Source organism: Streptomyces sp. NPDC088246 (assembly GCF_044741025.1).
In the GTDB taxonomy this organism is placed as follows: Bacteria; Actinomycetota; Actinomycetes; order Streptomycetales; family Streptomycetaceae; genus Streptomyces.
Genome location: NZ_JBIURV010000007.1, coordinates 70,276 through 92,774, shown reverse-complemented (window position 1 = coordinate 92,774; position 22,499 = coordinate 70,276). Strand labels below are relative to the sequence as shown.

Here is a 22,499-nt window from a genome sequence, read left to right as displayed (position 1 = left end):
TGGGCGGGGCGCACATGGGCCTGCTGCTCGCCGGCGTCATGGGTCTCGCGGTGTACGGAGTCATCGCCGGTATCCGCATGTACCGGCGCGACGCAAAGCTCCCCAGCGATCTCGCGATCGCCCTGGAGGTCGGCTCCACCCGCACCAGCGCGGTCGGTTCCGGTATCGACCGGCTCGGCATGCGCTGGGCCCCTGCGGTCCTGCGGATGATGGGGCCCAAGGCCGTCAACAAGAAGCGCCGCCAGATCGACCTGGCGGGAAACCCGGGCGGTCTCACCCTCGACCGCTACGCCGCCCGCCGCGCCGTCTACGGCGGGCTCGGCGCGCTCGGCGCCTTCACGATGCTCATGCGCGGCCAGATCTTCCTGGCCCTGTTGCTGATCGCGTTCGGCATCTTCTGGGTCGAAGTCGGCATCTGGTCGGCGGTCCGCGTCCGCCGCGACCACATCGACCGGACCCTCCCCGACTTCCTGGACGTCCTGGCCGTCGTCGTATCGGCGGGCCTCGGCTTCCGTCAGGCGCTGGGACGCGTCGCCGAGAAGTACGAGGGACCCTGGGCCGACGAACTCCGCATCACCCTGCGCCAGATGGACATGGGCGTCAGCCGCCGCGAGGCCTTCGAGCAGCTGCGCAAGCGCAATGACTCGGAGCAGGTCGCGATGTTCGTGACCACGCTTCAGCAGGGCGAGGAGCTCGGTGCGCCGATCGTCGAGACGCTGATCCAGATCGCCAACGACATGCGCCGCACCGACGCCCAGAACGCCCGCCGAAAGGCGGCCAGGGCCGTCCCCAAGGCGACCTTCGCGGTCACCACCTTCCTCCTCCCCGGAACCCTTGTGCTGCTGACGGTCGGCTTCGTCTACGGAGCCAACGTCGACCTCGGCTTCCTCACGGGCGGATGACGTGAACGACGCGGACGGCGGGCAGGACGATCAGAGGGAGGTGACAGGCTCATGTCTTTCCAACTCGGCGGCATCCAGACCGGACTGAATGCGGAGGTACGTCGGGCGATCACCGACCCCGGATCGCGCCCGGCGTTCGCGATCCAGCTCAACGCCCTCCAGGCGATGTGCCGGCAGGTTTTCGGCTTCCGGCTCGCGATGATCGCCATAGCCACACCGTTCGCGATCGGTCACACCGCGAAGGGACCGGCCACCTGGCTGATCGGCTCGGCCATCCTCGTCACCTTCATGGGCTCGTACGTCCTTTTCCGCGACTGGGAAAGCTTCGGCCCCGTCCTCCTGCGCCACCCCTGGCTGCTCGGCATAGACGCCTTCTTCGGTGCCCTGCTGCTGATCACCGCCTCCCCCGAGTCCACCCTCGCCTACGTCACCGTGTGCACCCCCCTGCTGGCCGGCCTCGTCTACGGCTGGCGCGGCGCGGCGGTCTTCGCCGCACTTCAGACCGTCATCGTCCTCGGCGTGTACAACACCGACCCGAAGCTGCAACCCGCCGACGCCACGGCGGTCCTCCTCCCTGGCTTCTGCATCATCGCGGGCGCGGTCGGAGTCACCCTGCGTAATCTGCTGCTCCGCTTCGGGACGGCCAGCCAGGCCCTCACCGAGACCAGGGCGCGCCTCGCCGTCAATGAGGCCGTGGAGGGTGAGCGCACCCGCCTCGCCCGAGAAATGCACGACTCGGTCGCCAAGACCCTGCACGGCCTGGCCCTGGCCGCCGACGGCCTGGCCGGCTCGTCCGACCGCATGGACCCGCTCACCGTCAAGCACCAGGCCGAACTGGTCGCCCGCGCCGCCCGCCGTGCCGCGGCCGAATCCCGGGAGCTCCTCTCGGACCTGCGCCGCGAGTCCGGACTGGACGGCGGCGTGGACGTCGTACGCGAACTCCGCGCCCGAGCGGACGACTTCACGCGGCGTCACGGCCTCGCAGCCACCTTCCGCCTGCTCAACGAGAACCCGGTCCCGAACGTCCCCCACGCCGTCGCACGTCAGTTGCTCACCGTTGCCTCCGAAGCGATGGAGAATGCCCACCGTCATGCCGAACCCACCTACCTCGTCGTGCTGGCAGGCGTGACGGGCGATGTCCTGCGCGTCAGCGTGTACGACGACGGGCGCGGCCTGCCCGCAGGCACGACGCTCGACGACCTCCGGCATGCCGGGCACTTCGGCCTCGTCGGCATGGTCGAACGCGCCGCATCCATCGGCGCCCGCATCCGCATCGGAAAAGGCCAGGCGACCAAGGGAACCGAAGTACGCCTGGAACTCCCGATCGCCGCTCTCACCACCGCTCCAGATGTAAAGCAACTCAACTGAACAACAACTCAACTGAACAGCAAACGAAGTGAACAGCTCCAACTCCACCCTCACCCCCCATAAGACCTTGAGAGGAGGTCGCAGATGCCGGACGACGTCTCCCGCGCGTCGGGCCATAACTGGGCAACACAGAACCATGCCTCCCAGAACACGTCCTCGCACGTCACCCCGCTCAACTCGGAGCCCAGCTCCAAGGCGTTCCCTGTCCCCGCCTCCGTCCCCCAGCAGTCCGCGGCATCCGAGTCCATGCCTCCCTTCCCCGCCGGGCCGCCCGCGCCCGTCCCCGGTGTCCTGCGGGTCGTCGTCGCCGACGACAACCCAGTGGTCCGGGCCGGCCTGGGAGTACTGCTCTCCGGCCGCGCTGACATCGAAGTCGTCGCGGAGGCCGCAGACGGCCGCCAGGCCTACGACATGGCCGTACTGCACCGCCCGGACGTCGTCCTGCTCGACGTCCGCATGCCCGGCGTCGACGGCATCTCCGCCCTGCCCCACCTCGTTCAGGTCGCACCGGTCATGATGCTGACCTACAGCCGCGAGAGCGAGATCGTCCACGAGGCCCTGCGCCTGGGTGCGGGCGGCTATCTGGTCCATGGCGAGTTCACGGCCGACCAGCTGGTGCAGGCGGTACGCGACACGAAGGACGGCCGGGCCCACTTCACGGCCACTGCGGCCAACGCCCTTCTCGCCCACATGCGCCAGGGCCCCGGACCACAGGGGCGACCGCTCCCGGAGGGCCTCGGCGCGGCCCTGACCACGGGCGTTCCGTACCAGGGGTCCGGCTACGACAGCCACGACCCGAGTCCGGCCCAGCAATACAGTGCGCCTGCACATGCCCCCAAGCCCGAACCGGCTCCACCTGCGGCGCGACCGATCCAACCATCACAGGGTCTTTCGCATCTGCAACCAGTTGTGGCACAGTCTTCCAAGACCGGGGGCCCGGGCGTGGCTCTCAACAGGCGGCAGTACGGGCTGAGTTCACGAGAGGTGGAGGTCATGGAGCTGATCGCGTCCGGCATGAGTAATCAGCAGATCGCCGCCACCTGCTTCATCAGCGAGAAGACGGTCAAGAACCACATCAACCGCATCTTCACCAAGCTGCACAGCACTAGCCGCAGCGAGGCCATCGCCCGCTGGCTCGGTACGGCCCCCGCGGCGGGACCAGGGGTGCGCGGGGCCGGTGGGCATCGTGGCTGAGCGGGAGAGCGGCGCTGCGGTGGTACGTGCGGGGCGTGGGGCTCAGCCCGTACCGGCGGGACAGGCCCAACCGACCCTTTGGGCCCGTGAATGGGCCCTGGGACCCTCCGGCGGGCAGGGTGTACCGCCGTATGTTTCTCATGTCGCCGACGGTTCCGGCCAGGAGGAAGCCGGAACCGCTGGCGGCACCCAAGAGACGTGTGAGTCGGCCGGCTACCGGTCGGCCGAATCCGGAGGGGAACACCATGTCGAACATCACCCTGAAGACCGCCGTCCGCGTCAATGGCTGGGCCAACACCGCCGTCAGCGCGATCCAGAAGCGTTACGAGGCCAAGGACCGCGGCCAGACGGCGTTCGAGTACCTGGGCATCATCCTGGTGGTCGTGGCGATCATCGGTGCGATCGTGGCTACGGGTATCGGCAGCTCGATCTCGAACCGGATCTCCAACCTCGTGGGCACCATCACCGCGGCCTGATGTTTGCGCCCCAACGCCGCGATGCAGGGCAGGCCTTCCCCATCTACGTAGTGATGGTGGCGGGCCTGCTCTTCCTCGTGTTCGCATTCTTTGCCGTCGGCAAGGCCTCGGCCCTGCGGAATGGGGCCCAGGGCGCGGCGGATGCTGCTGCACTGGCTGCCGCTCAACAGACTCGTGAGGACTTTGGGGCCCCGTTCCTCGCGTCGCTCCCCGGGAACATGCTGGAGCAGTTCCTTCAGGGCCGCGAGGTTACCGGGTGTCCTGCGGCTCAGGGACTTGCCGCAGCGAATCAGGCTGACGTCGTCCGCCGCGGCTGTCAGTCGGTACGTGCTGCAGGCTATCGAGACCGGATCACGGTCAAGGTCAAGGGCCGTAAACCGGTGGACTCGTCGGTGATTCCCGGCACGGAGAGAAAGCTCGCGAAGGCCAAGGCCACTGCCATTGTCGAGTTCCGTTGCGTCGGGTGGAGGGCCTTGGACTTCGACGATGACGGTGTCCAGGACTTGTACATCTTCCCGTGCGGGGACGGCGAGGTGCTCAAAATCGCGCCGAGCAGTCCCCCGCCCTGGTCCGAGGTGAGCAAGATTCTCTACGACGTGCACTTGGTCGACAATTGACAGCGAACGACGAGTAAAGGAATCCGAACCCATGAGCATTCGGCGCTCCACCAAGTCCCGAAGGGCAGTGGCAGCCGTCTCGCTGACGGCGGCGCTGGCCCTGGCCATCACAGGTTGCGGCACTGACGGTGGTGGCAAGAAGACGAACGACGCTGGTTCGTCGCCGTCCTCCGAGCCTTCCCAGCCTTCCGACGGGGACAAAGGGGCGAAGCAGGAGGACACTGCTGCCGGGGACAACGTGGACCCGAATGTGAAGCTTGCCGAGACCCAAGGGTCCGGCGGTCTGAAGCTGACGATCAATCAAGTCAAGCGTGACTCTGGCGGATTTATCACAGTGCAGGGGGAAGTGAAGAACGAGGGTGACGCGACCCAGCCCACCGCAGGCTGGGCCGGCACCGACATCGCTCTTGTGGCAAAGAACCCCAACTCGGTCGCAGGAGCGGCCTTGATCGACAAGACCGGGAAGAAGCGTTATTACATTCTGAGGGACACTGACAGTCGTTGCCTGTGCACCACCGGAATCCTTCCGCTCCAGCCTGGCAAGTCGACTGCTGTCTTCATGCAGTTCCCAGCACCCCCCGTCTCCACGACCGAGGTCGACTTCATGCTGCCGACCTTCGCCACCACTTCGCTGAAGATCTCTGGGTGACGGCCGACATGACCCACACCCGTACACGCCGTAGGCCACCGCACCTCGCGGGCCACGCCATCGTGGCCGCACTGCTGATGGCAAGTGTCACCGTTCTCGGTGCGTCGAGCGCCGTGGCTGACGACGGCCCGAGCGTGCCCCCCGGCACCGAGGCGACGTCAGTGCCTCCGGTGAAGCTCGACCCCAACGACCCCGACCTGAAGATGCCCGAAGGCGGCACGCTCGCCCCTGCCAAGGTTCTCGACATCGTCCAGGTGATCGAGGACGAGGGCGGCGAAGAGCGTCGCGAGGACAGCAACGCGAACATCAAGTTCGCGCTCCAGGCCGAGGTGCTCTTCGGTAAGGACAGCGCCAAGCTGAGCTCCGCCGCCAACGCGCGTATCGCGGCTATCGCCACCGAGATCAAGAAGCAGAACGCCACCAAGGTGCGCGTCTTCGGCTTCACCGACAATCTCGGTTCCTCGGCCCACGGCGACGTGCTGTCCAAGCAGCGCGCCAACGCCGTGCAGTCGGTGCTGGTCAAGCAGTTGGGCTCGAACATCACCTTCGATATCCGTGGTTACGGCGAGCAGTACCCGATCGCCGACAACAGCACGGAAGAGGGCCGCAAGAAGAACCGCCGCGTGGAGGTCTCCTTCCCGCGAGGTACCTCTTCCTGAGGCACTGCGCCCATACAGGGGGCCTGCAGGGTCTCAGATTTCGTGGTCAAATCTCACGAGCGATGGCCAAGCGATGGCATATCTGACACGAATCTGAGACTGGCAGGTCAAGCCGCCCACTCGTATGGGTGATTGGGCTCTGATGCTGGTGCCCTGGTAGAAGCCCGCTGACACCGTGGGCTCACGGGGCATCGCTCGTGGGCTTGGGGGTGTGCGGTGGGGGAGATCGCCGCGACGGTGAGAGGAAACACCCATCCAAGCCGTGAGACAGCGGGAAGCTGCTCAGCGCCTCGTCTCGTACCTGGTCAGGACCACGCCGCCGGGAAACGTCCGCGTCTCCACCAGGTTCAGGTTCACCCAGCTGTCCAGCGCGGTGAAGAACGGCGTTCCGCCGCCCACCAGGACCGGATGGGCGGCGATCACGTACTCGTCGATCAGCCCGGCGCGCATGGCCGCCCCGGCGAGCGTTGCGCCGCCGATGTTCATTGGGCCGCCGTCCTCGGCCTTGAGCCGGGTAATCTCGGCGATCGCGTCGCCGGTGACCAGGCGGGTGTTCCAGTCGACCTTGTCGATCGTCGAGGAGAACACCACCTTCGGCGTGTCCCGCCAGTTCCGCGCGAACTCGATCTCCGCCGGGGTGGCGTTGGGCTGCTGGTCGCCGGTCGGCCAGTAGGAGCTCATCGTCTCCCATAGCTTGCGCCCATACAGCGACAGGCCACTCGCCTGCTCGTGGTCGAGCCACCACTGGAACAGCTCGTGGCTCGGCGGTCCGCTCCAGCCGATGTCGTCGCCGGCCGCGGCGATGTAGCCGTCCAGAGTCAGGTTCATGCCGTAGATCAGTTTCCGCATGGCCCAGCCTTCCGTCCGTGGGTGTCCGGCGATAGACCAGCGCGGCGCGGGAAACTCATCGGTGCGCGATCTGGGCTCGCCGGTAGTCCTCGTGCTCGGGGCTCAGCGTGGTGTACTCGGCCGACACGGGCAAGCCGCCTGACCTCGCCCTCGCGAGGAAATGCCACGGATTTGAGACTGATCATGGGTGACAAGGCCGTGAGACAGCCAAGAACGCCCAGGTCACGCAAGATCGACATGTCACGAGCGGCGAGACCCCACACGGCTTGCAGGGTCTCAAATCCAGCTTCATAATCTCAGGGCCAGCTGCACATGGATGGCATTTATGCAGCCATCGTGAGACTCGCAGCTCGGAGTGTTCACTCTTCCGAGTGGCGTAAGGAGCGACCGCTCCACGCGAGGAGCGGCTCCCGGAAGGGTGACCTGATCAGCCGAGCTGCGGAGCCTCTCCGGCTTCGAACTGCAAGCCGATGTTGTTCCACATGAAAAGCTCCTGCCAGTCACCCCTGCCCAAGTGAAGTCCTATAGGACACGATTCTGAGACTGGCCGGCCACCGACTAGGCCCCCGGCTGGCCAGGTTCGGCACGGAACTCATCGAGCAGCTCAAAAAACAGCTCGATCGCGGGTCGGTCCGTGGCCTCGGCCGCCCGCTCGATCTCCACCGCCCAGCCCAGCGAGCTTCCGTACTCATACCCCAGCCGCGGCCACAGCCAGTTGGCGAACGGGCCGCCCTGCCGGAAGTCAAGCTCTTCCTTGGCGCCGTGAACCCTCAAAGCCACGTGATAGCCGAACAGCATGGAATCCAGATGCTGCAGCGAACTACCTCGCACCCACATCCCCGGGCGTAGTCGCACCTCCTCCAGGAGGTCGTACACGTCGCGCATCTCGGTGAGCTGTCTGGGCGCCCGTCGGGCCATCTCCGCCTCTGCCATGCGGGAACCCTACTGTCACTTCGAGGACCGCCGAACGGGGCAGGGACTTTCGAACGGCGAGACGAAGCCGCCCTGCGGGACGGGATCGCCCAGGTCAGACGTCAAGCATCACCCGACGCCGAATCGTCAAGCCACCCCGGGGCGCTAGTTGCGGAACCGTGGTCAGTGCCCGAGGAAATGACATGCCCGTGAGACAGAAGGCATGCCAACGGTCGTGAGACACCGCGAAAATCCGCAGGTAGAAGCATCGGGCTATGCCACAGGCGGCGAGATCCTACGGGACCGGCACCGCGACGCGCTCGTGGTGCCGGGCCCTTGCTGTTACAGCAGGTGGTCGGCCTTGCCGGCCTTGATGTCACGGATCATCTGCTGAAGCGCCTCGCGGCTGTCGGTGAGGTAACGATCCTCCTCGCCCCGGACGGCGATGAAGCTGTTGCCTTCTGTGTCTGTGCCGAGCCTGAAGCAGTTGTTTCCCTCACCGCAGTAGGGCTCTTCCCAGTTGATCTCGGGCATCCTGAACTTCCTTAAAGTTGGCGTGAGACAGCGTGAATGAAGTCCCGGGACTCGGCGGAAGGAAGCGAGGCGCCCTCCATCCAGTCCAGGTGCGCTCGGTACTTGGTCAGCTGCGCTTCCGCGTGCATGAACTCGGGTCCGTGAGCTGAATCGAGCTGCACGGTGTCGAGTTGAGGTACGGCGCCGTGTGCATAGAGGAGTGCGTGCCCGGCGCCGGGGAACGCGCCTCGGTCGACCGGAATCACCCGTACTTCGATGTGGTCGCGTTCCGACATCTCGCACAGATGGAGCAGCTGTTCCTGTGTGACGCTTCGGCCGCCGAACTGCATGCGCAGGGCGGCCTCGTGGACGTAGCCCACGTAGTCGATGGCGGATTCGCGGTCGAGTACCTGTTGTCTTTCCATCCGGTGCGCCACCCGCAACTCGATCTCCAGACGAGACAGCTCGGGCAGGACAGCGCCGAACACCGCGCGGGCGTATCCGTCGGTATGGAGCAGGCCAGGAAGATGGACGGTCTGCGCTGTACGGATGCGAGCTGCGTGCCATTCAAGTTCGGCGATATCCAGCAGGCCTGACGGGAGCGTGCCCCTGTACTGCTCCCACCATCCACGTTCGCGCTGCTCGGCCATCTCCACGAGTGAGTCGACGTAAAGAGCATCGGCACAGGCATAGTTGCAGGCCAACGTGCGGACGCGGGCAGGCGCGATCGGGCGGACGCCGACCTCCATGTTGGAGATCTTCGTCCGGTCGATGCCCAGCAAGCCGGCCGCGTAAGCGGTGGTTGCCTCGGCTGCGACGCGCATCTTGCGCAGTTCGGCACCGAGCCGCTTCTGGCGCTCTGTCGGAGTGGAACTGCTCGGCATGTGCCCTCTCTTCCACGGACTGTGGGCACAGTCTGCCGCCGCGGGGGTGCCCAGTCCAACAAGCAGGAGGCAATTGCCTCCAATCCAACGACATGAGTGCCATAGCTGCGCTACGTTGGGTCACGCACCGCTCACACAGCGACGACGAGCCGGAAGTGCATCGCGCGGTCCTGCCCGCAACCTCCTTCCCTGGGAGGGGCGGTCCCGCGCCAGGGAGACAAGCCACTGCTCGTCCACAACGCAACCGCGTGAGCCCCTCGTGCGCACCCACGCGAAAGAGAGACAGCGTCAACTCACCACCCGTATCAGGGGAGTCAGCCATGCACTCATCTCCACTCACCGCACTCTGTCCGGCCGTCGCCGAGACGCGTACGCCGGTCCCGTATCCGTATCCCGGCAGCCCGCATCCCAACACCCAGCAGTACCCACAGCCATATCTGCGCTCCAAGGGCCGCTCCGGCCGTGGGCTCGCGATGAGCTTCACGCTGCCCGGCGACGTCCGCAGCGCGCTCATCGGCCGTACGGCGATCGCCGCCGCGCTGAAAGCGCACGCGCTCGCCCCGTACGTCTGGCCGACCACACTCGCAGCGACCGAACTCATCACTGTCACCGCCAGGATGAGCCCGGGCAAGGAGCTCTACGTATCCCTGCGCCACCGGGACGACGCGCTCCGCCTCCTCGTCTGGGACCAGCACCCCCAGCACTCCGAACCGGACGTGGCCACACTCTGCGAGACGCGGCGTCGGCGGGCGCTCTGGCTGCTCGCGGCTGTGGTCGACGACTGGGGCGGTGAGTGGGGTGCCTGCGAAGCTTCACCGCCGCAGCTGGGCATCAAGTCATGGGTTCTGTTGCCCTGTTGACCGTCCGATCGGGACACTGTGCCCCGCCCAAGCTGCCAGAGTTTCCCCGCTCACGGTGCCCACCGGCGCTCAGTTGTGCTGCCTGGGCAGTAAGCGGCGAACACGAAGGGCCGCCCCTGCCGCATCTTCATCCATCCCTGTAGCGCCGCCTTACTGGACTGGTGCATCGTCTGCTGTTTCCATTCGTGGCGTTGTTCGGCACACTGCGGAAGTGGACTCCAACCTCTATCCCGATCTTGCTGCTGTGGGCAGCCTGGCCTCCGCGCTGGAGCGGGCGGCGGCCGATCTCGGTGTGGATCTCGTGACGGTGCCCGGCGGCTGGGGATCAGCGGTTTCGGCGGGCATCGCTGCCTCGGTTCCTGAGCGAGAGCCGCTGTCCGTGCACATCGGGGCCGAGTACCGCTGGTTCGGCTTCTCCGGCTGGAGCCGAGGGGTCGAGCTCATTACCGGAGCGACATCAGCCCTCGAAGATGTCGTGCGGGCAGGCGTGGCGTGGGGAGAAGGAAGGAGCCTGCGGGCACTGCATGAGTTGCTGCCGTTCGTGCATTTCAGTGAGCTCGCCGAGGCCCACGAACGCGGGCCGGCCGCGGCGGTCGAGGTGCGGTGGCGTCTGATTCGGGAAGAGGCGGCTGACGCGCCGGACTTTCCTGAGTTCGGCCTGCTCGTGGAGGCGGCTCATGTGGAACCGCGGTTGCGACAGCTGTACCCGTTCTCCAGCCACTGGACGCTCGGCTTCAATGCCCGCACCGGTATACCCTGCCCACCCGAGGTCGCCATCGCTCCGTCGTGCGAGGGCCTCCCCTATCGAGTCCAGAAGTTCCCTCACGGCGGTGTCATCGCCGAAGCCGTCACCGTGGAGGAGGCAATCGCCCTCGCGGTTGCTCACCTCCCCGCTGGTCTTGGGCCCGCCGTCGCGGGAACTTCCGAACCACCTCGACGATGAGTGCCGGACAGGGGGCGAGATGACGCAACTGTTGCGTGGGGGCATTCGGCAGAAACAGGGGGCCGCGCCGTCGTCGGTCTCGATGGCTGTGCTCTGGGTGGAGGGCTTTGGTCTGCTTCTGGCGATGCCGCTCTTCGGAGTAGTGCCAGAGGCGAGGTCAGTCTTTGTGCTGCCCCTGGTTCTGCTGGCTCTTCTCTTTATCGGCTCGTTGGTATCTGCCGCGTACGTACTGCCTTCCGTTGCCCTCGGCCATTGGATGGGGGAGCGTTGGGGCAGCGGAAGGCGTTGGTGGTGGGTGGTGACCGCTGCCGTGTTGGTACTGGTGCCCGTAGTGGGCCTGCCGCTGGTCGTGGCCTTCTACGGACGAGGACCTGTGTTCAGTTCATGGCAGGACATCCTCGACTGGTTGCTGTACGCGTCAGCCCTCTACTGCATCTCCATACCGGCCGTGCTGGCCGCGCACAGAACGGTTTTGCGTGAGGACGCCGGTCACCCGGTTCGGTCTGTTGGCCAGATCCTCGGATACGGATCACTCGTGTTGCTGGTGGAGTTGGCAGGAGTCCTGATGGCGTTGATGGTGCTCGACTGAGGCGGACCGACTGTCAAACCGGAGTGGTGGGCCAGCTGTTGAGCCCTACCTTCTTTGCCGCCGGTCAACGGCCGTCAGAAGCCTGTTCCTCAGAGGTGTGGCAGGTGCCGCGCAGTCTGCGGATCTCGTCGCATGCGGTCCCGAGGCGCCGAGACGCCTGGTGAGGTCACGAGGTCATACGGGCCCGGCCACCGCGAGCGCGTCGCGGTGGCCGGGCCCTTGCTGTTACAGCAGGTGGTCGGCCTTGCCGGCCTTGATGTCGCGGATCATCTGCTGAAGCGCTTCGCGGCTGTCGGTGAGGAAGTTTTCCTCCGAACCCGCGACAGCGATGTAGCTGTTGCCCTGTTCGTCGGTTCCGATCCGGAAGCAGGAGTTACCTTCTCTGCAGAATGAGTCTTCCCAGTTGACGTCCGACATCGGTCATCTCCTCAGAGTTGGCGTGCGATGTTGTGGATGAAGTCGCGCGACTTGTCCGGCGACAGCGCGATTCCCACCATCCAGTCCAAGTGGGCTCGGTACTTGGCCAGTTGCGCGTGCGTGTGGACGAAGAGGGGTCCGTGCGACTTGTCGATCTGCACGGTGTCGAGCTGAGGCACCGGTCCTTCCGCATACAGGACGGTCTCCCCGGCGCCGGGGAAAGCTCCTGCCTCAAAGGGGATGACCAGCAGCGTCACACTCGTCTGCTCGGACTTCATCGGCAAGTGGCCGAACGGCGTCACCGATCCCGGCCACGCGGCAGCGTTCGCGGTCGTCGGCCCAGGAGTCGGGCAGGTACAGCTCCGGTGGATCAGGCCCGCGCGGAAGCTTTTCCTGGCCGGCCGACCACGGGCCGGGACCCTGACTCCTGCGGTCCCGACCCTTTCGCATGCGCTTTCTCAGACGCCCACGGTTCGCACCCGGTCTCCGCAGAGTTTGTTGATGTCGTCCACGTCCGATGTGACGACGACCCGTGGACCCGCGTAACTCAATGCCGTTGCGGCCACGACGGAATCGATGGCGTACTTGTGTCCATGGAGGTTCGCATTGCGAAGCAGGTCGATGGCCTGCCAGGTGATCGTCTCGGTCACAGGTAGCACTTCGAGACGGGACACGTGCCACCGAAAGCGGTCCATTCGGACCTTTGAATGCCAGGTCTCGATCAGCGTCAGGTTGCTGACAGCGACCAAGGCGTCCTTGGACTGCGCAGCCCGGACCAGCCCGACGATCCGGGGATCATTGTCGACGAACCGGTTCAGCCCTTCGGAGTCGAGGAGAAGGACGCCGTGGCTCAGCTGGCCTTGTGGGCGTCCCACCTGGATTCTCCCTCCGCTGTCGGCTCGACGCTTTCCTGCAGCGACAGGCCTTCGGCTTCCCGGAAGATTCCCGCAGCCCAATCCTGGATCTCCTGGTTCGGTGGGCCGATCTCTGCTTCCTTGGCCTGGAGCAGCTCCTCCAGCAGATCACGCTGTATCTGCCGCTCCACGGCCGCACTGATGTAGGCCGAGAAGCCGCGGGCTCCGACCCGTGCCTTCACAGCGGCGATCCGGCCGGCAGGCATGGAAACGCTGACCTTCTGGGCGGGGCCCTCGTCGGGTCCGTATTCCGCAGGAGTATCCATGAGCCGATGGTAGCAATTGATGTGGTAAATCTCTCGCCGGGCGTCTGCTGCCCCGCGCGCGCGGGGGGAGCGCTCTGAGGGCGGTGGGCGACCGGCGGCCTGCTGCAGCAGGTGGTCGGCTTTGCCGGCCTTGATGTCGCGGATCATCGCCGTACCCCGCGGGCCGGTGGATCGGCCGGTCCGCAGGATTACCGGGAGCCGGGGTCACCACTCGGAGCCTTGACCGTGACCAGCAGGCCGGCGAGCAGGCCCGCGAGCAGCGTGAGGCCGACCGCCCACCAGAGGATGACGGAGTAGCCGCCTAGAACCGCCCTGTCCGTCTCCCTCACGACCCCGGACAGTGCCGCCGGAAGTTTCTGTTGGCCGAACAGGACGCCTTGTTCGGCTGCTTTGGTGAAGCCCTCAGGAGCGCCTGATGTGTGGTCCAGCCTGGCGGCGACCGCCGAGGCGAGGATGCCGCCGAACAGGGGCGAGGCGGCCCAGCCGCCCGACTGCTGGGCCATGCTGACCATCGCCGCGGTCCCGCCGGAGTCCTGCGGGGAGATCCCGCCGGTCGCGGTGGCGAAGAGCGGCATGAAGGCCAGGCCGAGACCGAAGCCGATGAGGAGAGTGCCGGGCAGCACCTGGGTGGCGTACGCACTGTGGGCGTCGAGGCCGGTCAGGAGCGCCAGGCCGATCGCCACCAGCACCAGGCCCGGCACGATGATGCCGCGGGGCGCCAGTCGGCGGTACAGGCGGGCGGAGACCTGGGTGGAGGCGATGACGACCGCACCGGCCATGGGCAGCAGGGCCACGCCGATCTGGAACGGGGTATAGCTGAGGGCAAACTGCAGGTACCTGGTCAGGACCAGGTGCTGGACGAACATGCCCATGCCGATGAAGGTCAGGGCGAGGCAGGAGCCGACGCGGTTGCGGTCCTGGAAGACGTACGGCGGCAGGAGCGGGCTGGTCGTACTGGTCTGCCACCAGGCGAAGACCAGGAGCAGGGCGAGTCCGCCCACGAGGAGGACCACGACCAGGAGATCGGTCCAGCCGCGAGGCTCGGCCTGGCGGAAGCCGTAGACGAGGGCGGCAAGCCCGACGGAGCCGAGCAGCAGGCCCAGTGCGTCGAGGCGGGCAGGGGTGCGGACCGGGGTGTCGTGCACCAGGGCGGCCGCACCGATCAGGGCTGTCACGGCGATCGGGATGCCGGCGTACAGGCACCAGCGCCAGCTCAGGGCATCGATCAGCCATGCGCCCGCGAACAGGCCGACAGCCGTCCCGACGCCGGCGATCGCCGCGTAGTGATCCGGAAGAGGTGCGCGTTCAAGCCGGTTTCCGTGGCGCCGAAGAGGAGGCGGCCGGTGACGGCGTAGACGAGGACGGCACCCAGGCAGAACACATCACTGGCCGGGGTGAGGTCGAGGCCGCGTACCTGCTCGGGCGACATGAAGCCGGGGGATCCGATGAGCATCCCGGTGCGGGTGTGCAGACTGTCCCCGGCGAGGCTGTCCATGGCCCGCGCGATACCGAAGTCGATCACGCGCGGGCCGTCCACCGTCACCAGCACATTGGACGGTTTCAGGTCGCGGTGGATCAGGCCCGCCCCGTGGACCGACTGCAGAGCCACTGCCAGGCGGTTGGCGAGGGTGCGGACCGAGTGCTCGGGCAACGGCCCGAAATCCTTGGCGACCACGGTGGTCAGATCGGGCCCGGGGATGTACTGGGTCGCCACCCAGGGCACCGGGGCCTCCGTGTCGGCGTCGAGCACGGCTGCCGTCCAGGTCCCGCCCACCCGCCGGGCAGCCGCCACCTCGCGTGCGAACCGCCTGCGGAATTCCGGGTGCTGGGCGTGCTCGGCCTGCACCACCTTCACAGCAACTGTTCGTCCGGCTTCCGAGCGGCCCAGGTACACCAGGCCCATACCGCCCGCGCCCAGACGGGCTATCAGGCGATACGGGCCGATGCACATCGGATCCTCGGTGATCAATTGGTCCACGGCAACAAGGTAGTTGAGCGCCCCGGACCCCGGTGTCGAATCACGGTGAATCATCGATGCGGTGCGCCAACGCCATGCAGTCGGTGCTGGTCAAGGAGGTAGGGCAGGCCGTGACCTTCGAGATCCGTGGTGACGGCGAGCAGCACCCGATCGCATGCTCCGCACCGGCATCCAGTGGGAGTTCCTGCCCGGAGAACTCGGCTTCGGGTCGGGCATCACGTGCCGGCGTCGGCTGCGGGGCCGGAACGACGCAGGGGAACAAGGGGTGTGCGACTCCCGGCTGTCGGTGTCACCAGCCGCTGTGGCCGCTGTCCCCGTGACCGCCGCCGTGGTGGCCGGTGCCGCCTGCGCCACCCTCGGACCAGCTGCCCGGGTCCAGGTCGTGACCGAGGCCGTGGCCGCCGGTGGTGAAGTCGGCGTAGAGGTCGCTGAGTTCGTCGGTGAGTTGTCGGGTGAGGGCGTCGGCGCCGGTGGTCAGTGCCGCAGCGAGTTCCTCGTCGGCGGCCGGAGCCGCTCCGGCGGTTGCGGGTGCGAGGCGGCCGGTCGCGGTGAGGGCGGCCAAACGGCGGCGGTCGGTGATGCCCCGCAGGCCGGGGTAGACGGCAGGGGCCAGGCCCGCGGCCTGGACGAGGGCGGCGAGGGTCAGGTCGCGGTCGGCGGTGGACGTCGCGGAGCCGGAGCGGACCACGCTGTCGAGGCGGGCCAGCAGTGCCTGGCGGCGCGGCAGGTCGACGGAGAGAATGTCGTGGCGCTTACGGCCGCTGGGGTCGCGCCACCGGCGTACCCGGACCGCCCTCTGGTCCTCCAGTCGGGAGAGGTACTCGGTGGCGAGGAAGCGCGGTGTCCGGCGCAGCCAGTCCTTGAGGCTGGGCGGGGGCGCAGTCGCGCCCAGACTGTGCAGGACGTTGTTCAGGCGGCGGTCCTCGACGCGCCGGGGGTCCATCACCTCGATCCGTCGGGGGCCGAGGACGATCCGTCCGGCCAGGCCCAGGTCCGCCAACTCCGAGGCCCGCAAGGCGAACCGGAGCCGGTCCTCGGCCCGTATCCGGATTCGCCGCCTGCCCGGGACTATCGCGAGCAGGAGCAGTTCATCCCCCGTGGTCATACGTGCCAGGGTATGCGCGGCCGTACGCGGAGGGGAGCCCTCCGCGTACCCTCCGTGCCGGCTTCCGCGACCGGCCCCATCAGGCGCCCTCGAAGCCCAGGCGCGCGGCAAGGATGGCCGGCGTGCGGGCCGGACATCGGGCCGTCGGGCGTTGAGGTCGCGTCCGGCATCGGTCATCCCCTCGGAGTCGGCGTGCGATGTTGTTCTGCGGCGATCGTTCCGATGTTGAGTGCGGAGACGCTCACGCCGGGCTGGACGCGGCGACTTGCGTGCTCGGCGCGAGCCCGTCGTTCAGCTCGGCCCTGTCCGAGGCGAGCAGCCAGGACCCCGAAGGGCCACGGGTGAAGGCCAATGTGTGGGGGAGTGAGTACTCCTCGCACTCCGGGGCTCCTTCCGCTGCTTGAGCGGAAGTGAACGGGGGGTAGAGACGGGTGTCCTCCGTGATGTGCAGTGTCACGGTGTCACCCTCCTCGGCCGCGTCGTTCACCGTCACATCGACCGTGGCGCGGATGTACCCGCCGTCGGCCTGCCGGTAGGCGCGCCCTTGACGGACCAGCGCGGCGAATTCCGTCCGCAACTCGGTCCGCATCGACGGTGTGGCCGCGGCCGGTGGTTCGGGGGTGGGGGACTGAGCGGCGGCCCGGGTCACCAGGTCGGCGCGTTGTTGCAGGTAGCTCTGAGCGAGCTGGGACAGCCGCGCCCGGTCTGCCGCTGCGGGTGTCCGGGGAGCGAAGTTCGCCGATGCTGTGACGCCACCCGCGATTGCTGCCGCAGTCAGTGCCGCGGCGAGGGCGCTCATACGTGATCCGCGTGCGCGCACGTGTTTCCTCCCCGGAGGCGTATGAATGGTCGGGTTCGAAGATGTCCTTTGCGACGTCGACGTCGGCAGCGAGGCGAAGCCGTGTCCGAGAAGGGCCCATCTTTGACCCGTATGCGTCGGTCGGGCGGCAGGAACGGTGCTGTATCGCGTGAGCCGCACACCCCGGCGACCCCGACGGTGTCCGTGGCGCACCCGTGCCGAGCGCAGGGTCCTCTCGGCCGGGCGTACCGAAATGCCGATGACTCCGACCTCGCGTAACGTGACGAGTGACTGCACAGGGTAATTGAATGGATGCGAACGGGCTCACGGAACGTGCCACCGTCGCGAGGAACCTGCCCGACCGCGAGTACGTGAGCGTCGACGCGGTGCAGAGCGAGTACGCCAAGCACGCGTCCTGAACACTTCGGCCGGGGCGGCGACGCCGTCCCGGCCCGCTCTCCCTTGACCTGCGGAGGTCGGACGTGAATCTCGGCTTGCACTACTGGAACTACTCGACACCGGCCGACCCCGCGCTCATCGCGCCGACGCTCGCGGAGTCGGTGAGGATCGCCGAACAGGCGGGGATCTCGTCGTTCACCGTGATGGATCACTACTTCCAGATGGAGACCGGGCAGACCGTCGCCGACGACCCGATGCTGGAGGGGTACACCACGCTCGGCTACGTGGCGGCGGTGAGCGAGCGCATGACACTCGGCCTGATGGTCACGGGTGTGATGTACCGGCACCCCGGGCTGCTGGCGAAGATCGTCACCAGTCTCGATGTGCTGTCGCGCGGCAGGGCCAGGCTGGGCATCGGCGCCTCCTGGTACGAGCGGGAGCAGTACGGGCTCGGAGTGCCGGTGGTTCCGGTTGCCGAGCGGTTCGAACGGCTGGAGGAGACGATCCTGATCTGCCTGCAGATGTGGAGCGACGACAACGGCCCGTTCCGGGGCCGTCACTACCAGCTCGCCGAGACGCTGTGCGTGCCCGAGCCGATCGGCGAGCGCCCGCCGATCATGATCGGCGGCGGGGGTGAGAAGAAGACCCTGCTCCTGGCCGCCCGCTACGCGGATGCCTGCAATCTGTTCGCCACCGACCAGGATGAAGTGGCCCACAAGCTCGATGTACTGCGCGCCCACTGCGCCGCGGAGGACCGTGACTACGACGCCATCGCGAAGACCGTGATGTACAACGGCCCGGTGCTGGCCAGGCCGGACGCGTTTCTCGCGGACGCGGAGGCGTACGCGAGCCTGGGCATCAGCGAGATCCAGGTGCTGCCCGACCGGCACCCGGTCAGCTTCACCCACCAGATCGCCGAGCACATCGCACCTGGCATTGCCGCGATGGGGTAGCCGGACAGGGAAGGTCTCCGGGTGGCCGGGGTTGTTCGCCACCCCGGCGCCCCTGGCACCGCACCGCCCGACCAGGTGTATTGACCACAGTGTTGTTGACGCGGGCGATGGGTGGGTTGCCTTATGCCTTATGCCTTGGGCTGGTGAGGCGCGTGCGGCGCGGCGCGGTCATCATGGGAGACGAGGGCGAACCTGCCCGGCTTCGTGGTCACCCGAGGCGGTGAGTACTGCTTCCGGCCGGGTCTGCGCGCGCCCTGCGCCGGCTCGCCGAACTGGAGGACTGAGGGCCTGCCCCGCCCGGCCTGCCCGGGATGCGGTCTGCCTCGCCGGCCGGCCAGGAGTACGGCGAGCGCCGTACGGAGCCCGGTGAGGTCACGGTGGTGGGCGCCCAGGAGGTGCTGAGGGTCATATGGGTGCGCGACGTCTGTGGGATCACCTCCAGGAACATCCAGTCGGCGGTGGGCTGGTGGCGGTCCCGTTCGTGCTGATTGTGACGATCACCTCGCTGGATATCTTCACCGGGCGCGATATCCAGCTGGGTCCACTGCTGGTCATCGCGCCCGCTCTGACCGCCTCCCTCGCCGGGCCACGGCTCACCGCTGTCGCCGGGGTCCTGGCAGTGGCGGCCCAGGTGCTCATCGCTGCCTTCCTCGGCGAACTGACCACGACCAACCGCATAGCGCAGATCATCGCGCTGGCCGGGCTCTCCGCCTTGGCGGTTTTCATGCGGTTCGTGCGGGAGCGGCGCGACCGGGCGCTGAGCCGGGCACGCTCTGTGGCGGAGACGGCTCAGCGGGTTCTGCTTCGGCCTCCGCCACGCCGGATCGGGCCGTTGCAGGTGGCATGGCTGTATATGTCCGCGGAGGACGAGGCCGAGATCGGGGGCGATCTGTTTGCGTTCGCCCGCGCCACGCACGCCGCGACCCGGGTGGTCATCGGCGATGTCCGGGGCCACGGGCTGGCCGCCATCGGTGAGGCCTCGGTGGTGCTGGGGGCATTCCGTGAGGGCGCTCACCGGTATGACACCCTCCCCGGGCTGGTGACCGCCCTCGAAGACAGCGTCTCCCGGAACCTGGAGGACGTGGCGGACACCGAGCACGACGCCGGCGAGCACTTCATCACCTGCCTCGTCCTGGAGATCCCCGACGACGGCCTGGCGGCCGCCGAGATGATCAATTGCGGACATCCCCCGCCTCTGCTGGTGCACGATCAGCAGGTCACGGTCCTGTATGCCCGACAGCCCCTGCCTCCGCTGGGCGTGTGCGAACGATCGATCGAGGACGACCGCGTCGACCCGTTCGCCTTCACAGGCGGTGACATGCTCGTCCTCTACACCGACGGTGTCATCGAAGCCCGCTCGCCGTCCGGAGCGTTCTACCCGCTCGCCGAACGAGTCGCCTCCTTCCCCGCCACCAGTCCCGATACTCTGCTGCACCACATCCACCGCGATCTGCTCGCCCACACCGGCGGCCAGCCGGCCGACGACGCCGCCCTCCTGGTCATCGAACGCACGCCTTCTCACCGGCCGCGTCTCACGCCCCGTCCCACCGACGGTCACCACCGGCACCACCCCGGCGGAGCCGGCACGTAGATCCAGGTCGACGCCGATGTCGGATTCTCGCCAGCGGACGGCCAACGGCCAGTGTTTGACTGCTCGCGTGATCACCACGCAGCCGGACAAAGCCCGCCTCTTCCGCTCCCTGCACACCCTCGCCGGACCCCTCGCGCTCGCCAACGCAACCGGTGACTACGGCTCCCTCACCGGCGGCATCGCCTTCCCGGAAATCAACGCGCTGTTCTCCGGGACCCGCTGACCGGGCCACCACAATTCAGCATGACAACCAGGGTGCCTCGGCACACCGTGCCGTTGTGACTGAGCGGCTTGTCCGGCTAGGCGCCGGTGGTGCCGTCGACGATCTCCCGGATCAGGTCGAGGTGGCCGTTGTGCCGCGCGGTCTCCTCGATCAGGTGCAGCACGATCCAGCGCAGATCGGGATGCCAGTCATCTCTCTGCGGGCGCTTGGCCGGCGTGTCCAGGTCGTGGGAGGCGACCAGTTCGCGGTAGCGGGCGGTCCGCGCCTCGTACTCCGACAGCAGATCGGCGAGCGGGATGTCCACCGCGATGCGCATCTCGCGGTCGGGGTCCTCGTCCGTCCACGGCCCTTCGTCCTCGCCGCCGAGGAAGGCCACTTCGAACCAGTAGTACTCGACCCAGCTGAGGTGGTTGATCAGCCCGGAGACCGTCATCAGGGGCGAGCCGGGGAGCGGGGCGCGGCGGGCATCTTCCGGTGAGATGCCCTCGCACTTTGCGCGTGCGGTGTCGCGGGCGTAGTCGAGGAAGGTGGCCAGCTGGGTGCGCTCGTCCCAGGCGGGAGGCGTATCGGTGCGTGTCATCGGCGTACACGATCTGCGATCTCCTGCCCCCTGTCCATCGCATTGTTCCATTGGGGCCCGCCCCTGGGCCCGTGGGCCCAAGCCCGGGCGGGCGGAGCTCATTACGCTCGTACCCGACCATCCATGAGCCCACCTGACCAGGCGCCCGGCATGAGCGCCTGTCCGGCGTGCCCATGCGCACCTGGATCTTCACGTTCCACCACTTCTTGGGGTGATGTGTCGATGAGTGACGGTTTCTTCTACTCGTACCACCTCGGCTGGAGCCGCCCGGATGCCGAGTCGCTCTTCGGTGATCTCGACGCGGCAGGACTGCGGCTCAGACATCCCGTCACGAGGCGGGTCACGCTCCTCGGCCCGGGACCGGACCCGTGGGGCACTCCGTCGTGGGTGACCAGGGAGCAGCTCGTACTCCTGGCCGGCCTGCAGCGGCTCGACAGGGTCGACTTCCTGCTGTGGGTGAACAGCGGAGCCGAAGTTCCGGCGCGCATCCGGCGGATGGGGGACGGAGTCGTCGCACTCGAATTCGGATTCGGACGGCTGACGCGGGACGAGCAGGAGGTGGCCGCGCGGGCGATCAGGGAGGCGATAGGGAGGGCTTCCGTGCTCTGTATCGGCTTCGTGGTCGACCGGGAGGGCGCTTCCGCGGCAACCGACTGGAGCGGTGTCGTCATCAACGGCACGACATTCTTCGACAGTTGGCCCGACACGCTTGCCGTGCGGCATGAAATCGCCGCGATGCAACCGCAGTTGTCCGGGGTGGCTTCATTCGACCAGTCTCCTTGGATGCTGTTCGGGAGTGAGGTCCCCAGCCGGTAGCGGAGGCGGTTCCCTGACCTTCCGGGTATCTGCAACTCCGGGTGGAATCAGCAACTTTGAGCCTCGCATTGGGTCCTGAGGCCCATGCCCGAAGGGTGCCGATGTGGTCGGATGCGTGGAGTGGCTGAACTGTGGCTGCACACCGGCAAGCTGGGGGACTCGTCGTGTCTGGCATAGGCGGATTTGCGGTTTCGGGCGGCGCCGGTGGAGGTGCTGCCGTGGCTCAGCAGGGCAGGCAGTCGTTGCCGCGCCCGCTGCAGGCGGTGCTGATCCTCGTCCGGGTCCTCTTCGCGGCCGCGGTCCTGGGCGGCGCCGGTGTGCTGACGGTGGCGTCGGCGGTCAATGAGGTCGACGGCCAGCTGCTCGGTCTGCTGCTGTACGCGGCGCTGCCGAGCGTGACCGCGTTCGTGCTCTCGCTGTATCTGCGGACCGGTGGCATCTGGATCTGGCGCGGACTCCTGGCCGTACACGTCTGGCTCACCCTCGGCGCGCTGGCGACCCTCGGCGGGGACGGCGGCGGGCGAGGCGTGACGCAACTGGTGATGCCCGTCGCCGTTGTCATCATGCTGTTCCGGCCGAGCTCGCGCGACTGGTTCGAGCTTCCCCTCGAACAGCGCTTGCCGCACCGGCCGTTCAGCATCGCGCGGATGATCAAATGGCGCCGCGACGACGGCGGTCAGACCGCGATGGAATACCTGGGCATGGTCCTGGTGGTCGTGGCTCTCATCGGCGGACTCATCGCCACGGGGATCGGCGCCCAGCTGACCGGCCAGATGCAGAACGCGATCTGCCGGCTGACCGGAAGCGCGTGCCCTGCGCCCGGGGGCGATGTGGTGGCGGGGGACGGGGAGCATTCCGGGGGTACGGAATCCGGCGGGCCCGGCTCGGGCTCGGGCGGCTCGGACTCCGGTGGCGCGGTTGCGTCCGGTGGTACGGATTCGGGTGGGGCGGTTGCGTCCGGTGGTACGGATTCGGGTGGGGCGGTTGCGTCCGGTGGTACGGATTCGGGTGGGGCGGTTGCGTCCGGTGGTACGGATTCGGGT

General features: G+C 67.5%; 27 protein-coding genes and 3 pseudogenes. 17 read left to right on the top strand and 13 right to left on the bottom strand.

Going from position 1 to position 22,499, the window contains the following annotated elements; all coding sequences use genetic code 11:
* Positions 1-14: 14 nt before the first annotated feature.
* The 7 genes from ACIPEK_RS12565 to ACIPEK_RS12535 all read left to right on the top strand — a co-directional run bounded on the left by ACIPEK_RS12565 (position 15) and on the right by ACIPEK_RS12535 (position 5,865).
* Positions 15-902, top strand: coding sequence for a DUF5936 domain-containing protein (locus tag ACIPEK_RS12565; RefSeq protein WP_401994689.1), 888 nt, complete (start codon positions 15-17; stop codon positions 900-902).
* A gap of 51 nt (positions 903-953) precedes the next feature.
* Entirely contained in the window at positions 954-2,270 is a 1,317-nt protein-coding gene (locus ACIPEK_RS12560; protein WP_401994267.1) for a sensor histidine kinase, read from the top strand.
* An 84-nt stretch (positions 2,271-2,354) separates the two neighbouring features.
* Positions 2,355-3,464 carry a response regulator gene (locus ACIPEK_RS12555; RefSeq protein WP_401994264.1) on the top strand — a complete coding sequence of 370 codons (1,110 nt, stop codon included), beginning with the start codon at positions 2,355-2,357 and terminating at the stop codon, positions 3,462-3,464.
* A gap of 245 nt (positions 3,465-3,709) precedes the next feature.
* Positions 3,710-3,940 carry a hypothetical protein gene (locus tag ACIPEK_RS12550; RefSeq protein WP_401994261.1) on the top strand — a complete coding sequence of 77 codons (231 nt, stop codon included), beginning with the start codon at positions 3,710-3,712 and terminating at the stop codon, positions 3,938-3,940.
* Positions 3,940-4,557, top strand: a complete 618-nt coding sequence (locus ACIPEK_RS12545) for a pilus assembly protein TadG-related protein (RefSeq protein ID WP_401994258.1) — start codon at positions 3,940-3,942, stop codon at positions 4,555-4,557. The genes ACIPEK_RS12550 and ACIPEK_RS12545 overlap by 1 nt, the downstream gene beginning before the upstream one ends.
* A 31-nt stretch (positions 4,558-4,588) precedes the next feature.
* On the top strand, positions 4,589-5,206 hold the full coding sequence (locus tag ACIPEK_RS12540; protein ID WP_401994255.1) for a hypothetical protein: 618 nt from the start codon (positions 4,589-4,591) through the stop codon (positions 5,204-5,206).
* 8 nt (positions 5,207-5,214) lie between these two features.
* The gene (locus ACIPEK_RS12535; protein ID WP_401994686.1) at positions 5,215-5,865 is read left to right on the top strand and encodes an OmpA family protein; all 651 of its coding nucleotides are present in this window, start codon (positions 5,215-5,217) and stop codon (positions 5,863-5,865) included.
* A 282-nt stretch (positions 5,866-6,147) separates the two neighbouring features.
* On the opposite strand, the gene ACIPEK_RS12530 is transcribed toward ACIPEK_RS12535, so the two are convergent.
* From ACIPEK_RS12530 to ACIPEK_RS12515, 4 genes are all read right to left on the bottom strand, one after another.
* On the bottom strand, positions 6,148-6,714 hold the full coding sequence (locus ACIPEK_RS12530) for a dihydrofolate reductase family protein (protein ID WP_138906991.1): 567 nt from the start codon (positions 6,712-6,714) through the stop codon (positions 6,148-6,150).
* A 558-nt stretch (positions 6,715-7,272) separates the two neighbouring features.
* On the bottom strand, positions 7,273-7,647 hold the full coding sequence (locus ACIPEK_RS12525; RefSeq protein WP_401994252.1) for a hypothetical protein: 375 nt from the start codon (positions 7,645-7,647) through the stop codon (positions 7,273-7,275).
* 321 nt (positions 7,648-7,968) lie between these two features.
* Positions 7,969-8,160, bottom strand: a complete 192-nt coding sequence (locus ACIPEK_RS12520; protein ID WP_401994249.1) for a hypothetical protein — start codon at positions 8,158-8,160, stop codon at positions 7,969-7,971.
* 11 nt (positions 8,161-8,171) lie between these two features.
* Positions 8,172-9,023, bottom strand: a complete 852-nt coding sequence (locus ACIPEK_RS12515; RefSeq protein ID WP_401994246.1) for a DUF5753 domain-containing protein — start codon at positions 9,021-9,023, stop codon at positions 8,172-8,174.
* A 320-nt stretch (positions 9,024-9,343) separates the two neighbouring features.
* On the opposite strand from ACIPEK_RS12515, the gene ACIPEK_RS12510 reads away from it, so the two are divergent.
* The 3 genes from ACIPEK_RS12510 (at position 9,344) to ACIPEK_RS12500 (ending at position 11,415) form a co-directional block, all read left to right on the top strand.
* On the top strand, positions 9,344-9,883 hold the full coding sequence (locus tag ACIPEK_RS12510; RefSeq protein WP_401994244.1) for an ATP-binding protein: 540 nt from the start codon (positions 9,344-9,346) through the stop codon (positions 9,881-9,883).
* A gap of 211 nt (positions 9,884-10,094) precedes the next feature.
* The gene (locus ACIPEK_RS12505) at positions 10,095-10,826 is read left to right on the top strand and encodes a DUF6193 family natural product biosynthesis protein (protein ID WP_401994241.1); all 732 of its coding nucleotides are present in this window, start codon (positions 10,095-10,097) and stop codon (positions 10,824-10,826) included.
* A gap of 19 nt (positions 10,827-10,845) precedes the next feature.
* Positions 10,846-11,415, top strand: a complete 570-nt coding sequence (locus ACIPEK_RS12500) for a hypothetical protein (protein ID WP_401994238.1) — start codon at positions 10,846-10,848, stop codon at positions 11,413-11,415.
* Positions 11,416-11,640: 225 nt separating this feature from the next.
* On the opposite strand, the gene ACIPEK_RS12495 is transcribed toward ACIPEK_RS12500, so the two are convergent.
* The 6 genes and pseudogenes from ACIPEK_RS12495 to ACIPEK_RS12470 all read right to left on the bottom strand — a co-directional run bounded on the left by ACIPEK_RS12495 (position 11,641) and on the right by ACIPEK_RS12470 (position 14,990).
* Positions 11,641-11,832 (bottom strand): hypothetical protein, encoded by a 192-nt coding sequence (locus tag ACIPEK_RS12495; RefSeq protein WP_401994235.1) that lies wholly within the window; start codon positions 11,830-11,832, stop codon positions 11,641-11,643.
* Positions 11,833-11,843: 11 nt separating this feature from the next.
* Positions 11,844-12,119 (bottom strand): annotated as a pseudogene (locus ACIPEK_RS12490) (Scr1 family TA system antitoxin-like transcriptional regulator); the annotation flags it as partial.
* Between the two features lie 171 nt (positions 12,120-12,290).
* Positions 12,291-12,707, bottom strand: coding sequence for a type II toxin-antitoxin system VapC family toxin (locus ACIPEK_RS12485; RefSeq protein WP_401994232.1), 417 nt, complete (start codon positions 12,705-12,707; stop codon positions 12,291-12,293).
* The gene (locus ACIPEK_RS12480; protein ID WP_401994230.1) at positions 12,683-13,159 is read right to left on the bottom strand and encodes a hypothetical protein; all 477 of its coding nucleotides are present in this window, start codon (positions 13,157-13,159) and stop codon (positions 12,683-12,685) included. Before ACIPEK_RS12480 ends, ACIPEK_RS12485 begins: the two co-directional genes overlap by 25 nt.
* Before the next feature lie 41 nt (positions 13,160-13,200).
* Complete coding sequence (locus ACIPEK_RS12475; RefSeq protein ID WP_401994683.1) at positions 13,201-14,238, bottom strand: hypothetical protein; 1,038 nt, start codon at positions 14,236-14,238, stop codon at positions 13,201-13,203.
* Positions 14,238-14,990 (bottom strand): serine/threonine-protein kinase, encoded by a 753-nt coding sequence (locus ACIPEK_RS12470; RefSeq protein WP_401994227.1) that lies wholly within the window; start codon positions 14,988-14,990, stop codon positions 14,238-14,240. Before ACIPEK_RS12470 ends, ACIPEK_RS12475 begins: the two co-directional genes overlap by 1 nt.
* Positions 14,991-15,144: 154 nt before the next feature.
* Here ACIPEK_RS12470 and ACIPEK_RS12465 point away from each other — a divergent pair.
* Positions 15,145-15,246, top strand: a pseudogene (locus ACIPEK_RS12465) (IS5/IS1182 family transposase); the annotation flags it as partial.
* Between the two features lie 33 nt (positions 15,247-15,279).
* Here ACIPEK_RS12465 and ACIPEK_RS12460 read toward each other — a convergent pair.
* Together ACIPEK_RS12460 and ACIPEK_RS12455 are read right to left on the bottom strand one after the other, a co-directional pair.
* Positions 15,280-16,095 carry a GPP34 family phosphoprotein gene (locus ACIPEK_RS12460; protein ID WP_401994224.1) on the bottom strand — a complete coding sequence of 272 codons (816 nt, stop codon included), beginning with the start codon at positions 16,093-16,095 and terminating at the stop codon, positions 15,280-15,282.
* A gap of 241 nt (positions 16,096-16,336) precedes the next feature.
* Positions 16,337-16,894, bottom strand: coding sequence for a hypothetical protein (locus ACIPEK_RS12455; RefSeq protein ID WP_401994222.1), 558 nt, complete (start codon positions 16,892-16,894; stop codon positions 16,337-16,339).
* A gap of 482 nt (positions 16,895-17,376) precedes the next feature.
* Between ACIPEK_RS12455 and ACIPEK_RS12450 the strand changes: the two genes are divergently transcribed.
* From ACIPEK_RS12450 to ACIPEK_RS12435, 4 genes are all read left to right on the top strand, one after another.
* Positions 17,377-18,246 (top strand): LLM class F420-dependent oxidoreductase, encoded by an 870-nt coding sequence (locus ACIPEK_RS12450; protein ID WP_401994219.1) that lies wholly within the window; start codon positions 17,377-17,379, stop codon positions 18,244-18,246.
* A gap of 311 nt (positions 18,247-18,557) precedes the next feature.
* Complete coding sequence (locus ACIPEK_RS12445; RefSeq protein ID WP_401994216.1) at positions 18,558-18,734, top strand: hypothetical protein; 177 nt, start codon at positions 18,558-18,560, stop codon at positions 18,732-18,734.
* Positions 18,728-19,837 carry a PP2C family protein-serine/threonine phosphatase gene (locus ACIPEK_RS12440; RefSeq protein WP_401994213.1) on the top strand — a complete coding sequence of 370 codons (1,110 nt, stop codon included), beginning with the start codon at positions 18,728-18,730 and terminating at the stop codon, positions 19,835-19,837. Before ACIPEK_RS12445 ends, ACIPEK_RS12440 begins: the two co-directional genes overlap by 7 nt.
* A gap of 67 nt (positions 19,838-19,904) precedes the next feature.
* Complete coding sequence (locus ACIPEK_RS12435) at positions 19,905-20,060, top strand: hypothetical protein (protein ID WP_401994210.1); 156 nt, start codon at positions 19,905-19,907, stop codon at positions 20,058-20,060.
* Between the two features lie 76 nt (positions 20,061-20,136).
* Here ACIPEK_RS12435 and ACIPEK_RS12430 read toward each other — a convergent pair whose 3' ends face one another.
* On the bottom strand, positions 20,137-20,640 hold the full coding sequence (locus tag ACIPEK_RS12430; protein ID WP_401994207.1) for a DinB family protein: 504 nt from the start codon (positions 20,638-20,640) through the stop codon (positions 20,137-20,139).
* Positions 20,641-20,862: 222 nt separating this feature from the next.
* On the opposite strand from ACIPEK_RS12430, the gene ACIPEK_RS12425 reads away from it, so the two are divergent.
* Together ACIPEK_RS12425 and ACIPEK_RS12420 are read left to right on the top strand one after the other, a co-directional pair.
* On the top strand, positions 20,863-21,456 hold the full coding sequence (locus ACIPEK_RS12425) for a hypothetical protein (RefSeq protein WP_114249273.1): 594 nt from the start codon (positions 20,863-20,865) through the stop codon (positions 21,454-21,456).
* Between the two features lie 218 nt (positions 21,457-21,674).
* A pseudogene (locus ACIPEK_RS12420) lies at positions 21,675-22,499 on the top strand (hypothetical protein); the annotation flags it as partial.

What these genes read in the sequence shown, in the direction of transcription:
- ACIPEK_RS12555 (WP_401994264.1), top strand. Translation starts at nt 2,355, where the DNA reads ATGCCGGACGACGTCTCCCGCGCGTCGGGCCATAACTGGGCAACACAG.
- ACIPEK_RS12515 (WP_401994246.1), bottom strand. Translation starts at nt 9,023, where the DNA reads ATGCCGAGCAGTTCCACTCCGACAGAGCGCCAGAAGCGGCTCGGTGCC.
- ACIPEK_RS12565 (WP_401994689.1), top strand. Translation starts at nt 15, where the DNA reads ATGGGCCTGCTGCTCGCCGGCGTCATGGGTCTCGCGGTGTACGGAGTC.
- ACIPEK_RS12550 (WP_401994261.1), top strand. Translation starts at nt 3,710, where the DNA reads ATGTCGAACATCACCCTGAAGACCGCCGTCCGCGTCAATGGCTGGGCC.
- ACIPEK_RS12455 (WP_401994222.1), bottom strand. Translation starts at nt 16,894, where the DNA reads ATGAGCGCCCTCGCCGCGGCACTGACTGCGGCAGCAATCGCGGGTGGC.
- ACIPEK_RS12545 (WP_401994258.1), top strand. Translation starts at nt 3,940, where the DNA reads ATGTTTGCGCCCCAACGCCGCGATGCAGGGCAGGCCTTCCCCATCTAC.
- ACIPEK_RS12425 (WP_114249273.1), top strand. Translation starts at nt 20,863, where the DNA reads ATGAGTGACGGTTTCTTCTACTCGTACCACCTCGGCTGGAGCCGCCCG.
- ACIPEK_RS12480 (WP_401994230.1), bottom strand. Translation starts at nt 13,159, where the DNA reads ATGATCCGCGACATCAAGGCCGGCAAAGCCGACCACCTGCTGCAGCAG.
- ACIPEK_RS12500 (WP_401994238.1), top strand. Translation starts at nt 10,846, where the DNA reads ATGACGCAACTGTTGCGTGGGGGCATTCGGCAGAAACAGGGGGCCGCG.
- ACIPEK_RS12540 (WP_401994255.1), top strand. Translation starts at nt 4,589, where the DNA reads ATGAGCATTCGGCGCTCCACCAAGTCCCGAAGGGCAGTGGCAGCCGTC.
- ACIPEK_RS12525 (WP_401994252.1), bottom strand. Translation starts at nt 7,647, where the DNA reads ATGGCAGAGGCGGAGATGGCCCGACGGGCGCCCAGACAGCTCACCGAG.
- ACIPEK_RS12460 (WP_401994224.1), bottom strand. Translation starts at nt 16,095, where the DNA reads ATGACCACGGGGGATGAACTGCTCCTGCTCGCGATAGTCCCGGGCAGG.
- ACIPEK_RS12445 (WP_401994216.1), top strand. Translation starts at nt 18,558, where the DNA reads ATGCGGTCTGCCTCGCCGGCCGGCCAGGAGTACGGCGAGCGCCGTACG.
- ACIPEK_RS12560 (WP_401994267.1), top strand. Translation starts at nt 954, where the DNA reads ATGTCTTTCCAACTCGGCGGCATCCAGACCGGACTGAATGCGGAGGTA.
- ACIPEK_RS12535 (WP_401994686.1), top strand. Translation starts at nt 5,215, where the DNA reads ATGACCCACACCCGTACACGCCGTAGGCCACCGCACCTCGCGGGCCAC.
- ACIPEK_RS12520 (WP_401994249.1), bottom strand. Translation starts at nt 8,160, where the DNA reads ATGCCCGAGATCAACTGGGAAGAGCCCTACTGCGGTGAGGGAAACAAC.
- ACIPEK_RS12510 (WP_401994244.1), top strand. Translation starts at nt 9,344, where the DNA reads ATGCACTCATCTCCACTCACCGCACTCTGTCCGGCCGTCGCCGAGACG.
- ACIPEK_RS12495 (WP_401994235.1), bottom strand. Translation starts at nt 11,832, where the DNA reads ATGTCGGACGTCAACTGGGAAGACTCATTCTGCAGAGAAGGTAACTCC.
- ACIPEK_RS12430 (WP_401994207.1), bottom strand. Translation starts at nt 20,640, where the DNA reads ATGACACGCACCGATACGCCTCCCGCCTGGGACGAGCGCACCCAGCTG.
- ACIPEK_RS12530 (WP_138906991.1), bottom strand. Translation starts at nt 6,714, where the DNA reads ATGCGGAAACTGATCTACGGCATGAACCTGACTCTGGACGGCTACATC.